Here is a 5536-nt window from a genome sequence, read left to right as displayed (position 1 = left end):
TAATTAAAGTGCGAAAAAATTTAAACCCAAATACAAAAATTAAACAAAACTCATTAATATTAATTAATTTGAGCTTGAAAATTTAAAAAACTATATGAAAAAAAAAGTTTATGAATTAATCAGGCTAGAAGCTGTTGAAATGGAGGAATATATTCGTATTTCAAAAAGATTATTGCAGTTCTTTGACCAGGAAACAGGAACATTTAAAAATTCTCAGGAAGCCGAGAAATTATTATTGCAAAGGAAAAGAATTATACATAAGGCTATAAATAAGTTATCCGCCTATTCTTTAATTATCGGAAAGCTTGCAAAAGAAAACAAACTGCAATACTGTTTTACTTTTGCACCAGAGGGAGATTATAGTGGTGATAATTCTTTTGAAGATTTTAATAACATCATTGACCGCTTCATTATAGAGGCAAATAATACATGTCCAAACATTCGAGTTAATTCCTACACAAGTAAAGATTCTCCGATGGAACGTAAAGATAAATTAAGAGGATTTGAAGAAGGAAAGATAGACGTTTTATTTACAATGAAAGCAATTGATGAAGGTGTTGACATTCCAAGAGCAGAAGTTGGTATTTTTGCTTCTAGTACAGGTAATCCAAGGCAGTTTATTCAACGAAGAGGAAGGTTGTTAAGGAAACATTCAGATAAACAATTCGCAACTATCTTCGATATGATTGTTATTCCAGATTCTTCTAACGGAGGCGACAAAAAATATTTTAATATGGAAAAGAATCTTGTGAAATCAGAACTAACGCGCGTAGCCTATTTTGCAAGTTTATCTGAGAATTTCTACGATTCAAAAGCATCACTTGAAGAAGTGATGATAAAATATAATCTAAATTTAGATACAATAATAAAAGAGTTACAAGTATGAATAATATTGAATTAATAAAAGAGATATTATCTGATTCACAAATAAAAGAGAAATTTAAAATTTCTCAATCTGACCTTGATAATCTAAATGGTGATTCAAGGTATCAAAAACAGGTGGTTCAGGTTGTAAAAGAGATTGTCGCAGATAATGAGAACCATATCTCTGCTACAAAATCATACAATAAATTGAAGAATATATTAAATATTTCATAAATGGCTTCAATCATAAATAAAATATCACTACAAAACTTCTTCAATTATTACGGCTCGTATGATGCTAATACCTATGATTTTAAAGAAGGGATAAATATAGTAGTTGCAGATAATGGTGCAGGTAAATCAAAGCTTTTCAATGCTCTACTTTGGGTTTTTTATAATGAATTATTGGATTCAGACTTAAAGATAAGACGTAACATTGAATCCATGGCAGTTAAGACAATATCTGACATGGCTAAAAACGAAGTTTCAATAGGAGAATCAGTTGATTGTGGGGTTCGTATCGAGTTTCAAGATTCTCGTTTTACCTATCAAATAGAAAAGAAGTTTTCTGCAACAAAAATTAGCGATAAGGGGAATATGACTGACGTTGGTTGTTGGGAGATAAATTCCTATGATTTTGAAGTAAGCCGAAAGGATAATATGCTTTTGCGTTTTAAACCCATTTTTGAGGAAAATGAAAAAAATGAAATTGTAAATAAACTTATTAGGAAAGACTTGCGTCAATATTCATTTTTTCAGGGTGAAGAAGTAGAAGATATTATTGATTTTTCAAAAAAACAAAGTATCAAGGAAGCAGTTAGGAAAATAACGAATATTAGTAAAATAGAGGAACTTGAAAAACTGTCTTTTGCACTTAGAGAAAAAGCAGAAAACGATTATAATAGAAAGAGTAAAGAAAATGCAAAAAACGCTCAGGAATTAGAGCAAAAACTCACAGCGAAAGAAAAATTCAAAAAACAATTAGAAGAAGAGAAGGACAAACTCGAAGTTTATAAAAAGAATCATTCAGAAGCAAAACAGGAAAGTTATGACCTTGAAGATAAGATTCAGAACTCTGAGAAGAAAATTGAACTTAAAGAAAAACGCAAGGAGCTTCTTCGTCAACAAAAGAATGCGCGGAACGATTATGAAAAATTTCTTGATGGTATAAACGCTCGTTTTTTTGACGGAAATTTCTCTTGGATAGCAATGGGTTTGAATGATTTACCATATTCGTTTTTAGGAAAGAAATCAAACTATTTGGATGTAGTCGCTGAGAAAAAGACTCTTTATAGACTTAAAAACAATCCTGAAGAATTAAGCACAGTGTTACCACTAGATATGCCTGATACCATGACATTAGATAAAATGTTGCAAGATGGTCATTGTCATGTGTGCGATAGGAAAGCTGAAAAAGATAGCGAAGCATGGAATTATATTTTAAAACTAAAAAATAGACCTTCTTCTAATCAAAGCGAAAATCAACTTTTTAAGAATGACTTTAAAAGCTTTTTTGAAGAAATTCAGCTTCAATCCCAACCATTTACTGGTAAAATTAATTCTGTAGAAGAATCTATATCAAATTCGATTCAAAAACTTAACGAGCATAAAGCCAGAATTACTAAACTGAGTGATAGACTAAAGAGCAATCAAAACGAACTTAAAGAATTACTTAAAAGTGATGATATTGATGCTAGTACAGAGGATGAAAGGAATATTCTAAATTCATATGAAGGAGCAATTAAAAGGGCAACCCAAGCCGAAGGCAGAATAATTCGTTCAAAAGATACAATTAAAGAGTTGCTAAAGAAGATATCTGGTATTGATGAGGAACTTGAAAAGTTGAGAGGCACAGATGTACCAACTGAATATAAAGAAGCTTTTGAGTTGCTTACAGATATCTCTGATGCTATAACAAACACACGCGAGAATACATTTAGAAATATGCTTGAAAGGTTAGAACAATTTTCCAATCGCCATTTTAAAAATTTAGTAAAATATAATGAGCTATCAGGTGGAATTTTGAAATTCAAGCAAACTCTTTCCGATACTATAGAATTAGATGTTGTTGATGGAAATAATAATATCATTTCTGGTAGTTCAGAAGGTTTTCAAAGAATGAAAAAATTAGCTGTTGTAATGGCAATAATTTCAGCAAAAGGTTCAGGTTTTAATTATCCAATGTTTGCAGATGCTCCTTTATCTACATTTGGGAAAGGTTTTATCAAATCATTTTTTGAAGAAATTCCAAATGTATTCCCCCAAAGTATAATATTGATTAATAATATTTACGATGCAGAATCAGATAATAAGCTGGATGACGTAGGTAATGATTTGCTTAGTAATGACAGTCATGTTTCAACTTTATATTTAAACGAGGTTGAAGATGTGCCACAAGTTGAAAGAAGAACAATAATATCAAAGCTTAAATAGAATGGATAGTCAAGAATTAAAAAATAGAATATTTTCCAAAAGACCTCGCTATGCAAACATTTATAAAGACTTAATTGCATCGCTAGCGAATAAAGGTAATAGGAAGACGGAGTACATTCAGTTTGGACCTATCTATCAAATATATATTTATGCATTTTTCATAGGAGTCCATAGAAATGAAAGAGTATCATTGCCTAGTAGAGAATCAACTACCGATTTTCTAGAATTAGGAAAATGGAAACCCGATTCATTAGTTCATTTTATATTAATGACATTATTCTCAAGGAATTCAGAATTAGGCATTTCAAAATGGAATGAGTTGGAGGATATGGAAGAAGCTGACATTGATTCATTTGTACGAATTGTAATTAAAACAATTGAAGAATATGCAAATGCTGGCTTTTCATATTTGCAATCCCGATTTGATGAAGACAGAAATGTATTTAATGAGACTTACGTTTTTGCTGATATTTTAAAAGATGTAATCGAAGAAACAATTGAAACAGAATAACCAACTTATGCAGGAAAAACAAAATATAGAATGGAAAGAAAGTTGGCGCGATGAATACCTGAAATGGATTTGCGGTTTTGCCAATGCACAGGGAGGCAAAATATACATTGGCAAAAATGATAAAGGAGATTTTGTAGGTATTGACAACGCAAAAAAACTCCTTGAAGATATTCCAAATAAAGTAAGAGACATTCTTGGTATCTTGGTAGATGTTAATCTCCATGAAACAGAAAAAGGAGACTTTCTTGAAATCGTTGTTGAACCACAACCTTTCCCCGTTAATTACAAAGGGCAATATCATTACAGAAGTGGAAGCACTAAACAAGAATTAAAAGGTGCTGCATTAGATAAATTTATGCTTGAAAAGAAAGGAAAAAAGTGGGACGGCGTTCCTGTTCCAAATATTTCTATTGATGATTTAAAGAATGAAACATTTGAGTTTTTCAAAAAAAGAGCAATAATCAGTAAAAGAATTGACGAAAGTGTTTTATCCGAAAAAAATATCAGCATTCTTGAAAATCTAAGATTAACTGAAAAACCATATCTAAAGCGAGCATCAATATTGCTTTTTCATCCTGACCCTGAAAAGTATTTTACAGGAGCATTTATAAAAATCGGCTATTTTCAGACAGATACGGAATTAATATTTCAAGACGAAGTAAAGGGAAATTTATTTGAACAAGTAGAAAAGACAATTGAAATACTTTTCACTAAATACATCAAGGCAATTATCTCGTATGAAGGTATACACAGAGTTGAGACTTACGAATATCCCAAAGATGCCGTTCGTGAAGCAATTTTAAATGCTCTTGCTCATAAAGACTATTCGATGGGCGTTCCTATTCAAATTAGTGTTTATGATAATAAACTTATGATTTGGAATTATGGACAGTTACCAGAAGATTGGACAGTCGAAAATTTAATGCAGAAACATTCATCAATTCCTTACAATCCCGATATTGCAAATGCCTTTTTTAGAGCAGGACACGTTGAGTCTTGGGGGCGTGGAACAATAAAAATTATTGAACAATGTGAAGAACATGGCTTGCAAAAACCTGAATTTGAGAATAATGGAAAAGATTTCTGGGTGATTTTCAGAAAGGATATTTATAATGAAACTTCGTTAAAGCAACTTGGCATAAATGAACGTCAAATTAAAGCTGTGTTATATACAAAAGAAAACAGCAGGATATCAAATAAAGAATACCAAAGTATCAATAGTGTATCCAAAAGGACAGCGACTAATGACTTAACAGAATTAGTAGATAAATTTAAGATATTGAATAAGATTGGAACTTCTGGGGCAGGAATATATTATAAACTAATGGGGCAATAATGGGGCAATGAAAGTTTTTGCTTAAAGTCTAAACAATAGATTATTAGAAGTTTAGTTAAAAACACAAAGGGCAATAATGGGGCAATGAGACAAATTTGCCAGCCCACACAGCCAAGCACATCCCGATGAAGAAATCGGGAAGAGCTTGTCTGTTTTCCATCGCTTTTTTGCCGACCCGAAAAACAAAATCAGGTTGGTGGTAAACATGGAAGTGACGTAGCTCGAATGAAAAGACATGGAAACCCAGCAGGTAATCGAGTAGGTGGCTGATGGCAAAATAGCCACCAGTGCACCTCTCACACCACTAAGCGTACGGGTCTCGTACTTAGCGGTTCATTAAGCAAAAGAATTATCGAAATAATTTCTTTGTCTCAGTTCCCTTTAAACGTAAC

Annotated in this window: 5 protein-coding genes; all 5 read left to right on the top strand. The window is 31.9% G+C overall.

The genetic code is table 11. The features are described 5' to 3' along the window. Positions 1–94: 94 nt before the first annotated feature. From HN894_11915 to HN894_11895, 5 genes are read left to right on the top strand one after another with little or no spacing between them, the layout of a single operon-like run. Entirely contained in the window at positions 95–886 is a 792-nt protein-coding gene (locus tag HN894_11915) for a hypothetical protein (GenBank protein ID MBT7144026.1), read from the top strand. Continuing rightward, positions 883–1098: a hypothetical protein gene (locus HN894_11910; protein ID MBT7144025.1), complete on the top strand. Its 216-nt coding sequence runs from the start codon at positions 883–885 to the stop codon at positions 1096–1098. The genes HN894_11915 and HN894_11910 overlap by 4 nt, the downstream gene beginning before the upstream one ends. Continuing rightward, complete coding sequence (locus HN894_11905; protein MBT7144024.1) at positions 1099–3297, top strand: AAA family ATPase; 2199 nt, start codon at positions 1099–1101, stop codon at positions 3295–3297. Position 3298: 1 nt separating this feature from the next. Next, entirely contained in the window at positions 3299–3808 is a 510-nt protein-coding gene (locus HN894_11900) for a hypothetical protein (protein MBT7144023.1), read from the top strand. A 7-nt stretch (positions 3809–3815) separates the two neighbouring features. Beyond that, positions 3816–5144 carry a transcriptional regulator gene (locus HN894_11895; protein MBT7144022.1) on the top strand — a complete coding sequence of 443 codons (1329 nt, stop codon included), beginning with the start codon at positions 3816–3818 and terminating at the stop codon, positions 5142–5144. Positions 5145–5536 lie beyond the last annotated feature (392 nt).

Source organism: Bacteroidota bacterium (assembly GCA_018692315.1).
Taxonomy (GTDB): domain Bacteria; phylum Bacteroidota; class Bacteroidia; order Bacteroidales; family JABHKC01; genus JABHKC01.
This window is presented reverse-complemented; position numbering and strand designations above follow the sequence as displayed.

Coding starts and splice junctions, on each gene's coding strand:
- HN894_11905 (MBT7144024.1), top strand. CDS start 1,099: ATGGCTTCAATCATAAATAAAATATCACTACAAAACTTCTTCAATTAT.
- HN894_11915 (MBT7144026.1), top strand. CDS start 95: ATGAAAAAAAAAGTTTATGAATTAATCAGGCTAGAAGCTGTTGAAATG.
- HN894_11910 (MBT7144025.1), top strand. CDS start 883: ATGAATAATATTGAATTAATAAAAGAGATATTATCTGATTCACAAATA.
- HN894_11900 (MBT7144023.1), top strand. CDS start 3,299: ATGGATAGTCAAGAATTAAAAAATAGAATATTTTCCAAAAGACCTCGC.
- HN894_11895 (MBT7144022.1), top strand. CDS start 3,816: ATGCAGGAAAAACAAAATATAGAATGGAAAGAAAGTTGGCGCGATGAA.